We start from the raw sequence: 480 nt of genomic DNA on the forward strand, positions 1-480 counted from the left end.
GTCCTGCTCCAGGCGATGATGCTGGCCGGGCGAGACCCGGTGGACGTCCGCGCAGCCCGCGTGATCCTGAAGCAGGACGCGTCCCGGCCGCACGGCTTCGCCGTCCACGCCACGTTTCCGATGTACCTGTGACGACGACCCGTAGAGGCTGATCCCGTGCCCCTGAGCCCCCTCGAACACGACCGCCACTACGGCGAGTTGGACCAGGTGATCCGCGCCTACGCCGGACAGCCGGCGGACGACACCCCGGACAAGCCGAGCGACGCCCTCACCGCCTACCTCCGCCACACCTGGCACACCCGCCCCTGGGCCCTCGCCGTAGCGGAGCGACAACTCCGGGAGTACGCCGACAATCCCCCGGGCCGACTCCGCCTGCGGCTCGGCGAGTTCTACGCCATCCCGGACATGGGGCTCCCCGAGGGCGAGATCCAGCAATGGCTGTACTGCCTCGCCGACCACATCAAACACAGCGTTGAGGAG

Annotated in this window: 2 pseudogenes; both read left to right on the forward strand. The window is 69.6% G+C overall.

Features of this window, described 5'->3' with window-relative positions:
• Positions 1-132: pseudogene (locus ACNFOC_RS56180) on the forward strand (RNase A-like domain-containing protein); the annotation flags it as partial.
• 24 nt (positions 133-156) lie between these two features.
• Positions 157-480 (forward strand): annotated as a pseudogene (locus tag ACNFOC_RS55230) (contact-dependent growth inhibition system immunity protein); the annotation flags it as partial.

The organism is Streptomyces colwelliae, from assembly GCF_048158785.1.
Classification (GTDB): Bacteria; Actinomycetota; Actinomycetes; order Streptomycetales; family Streptomycetaceae; genus Streptomyces.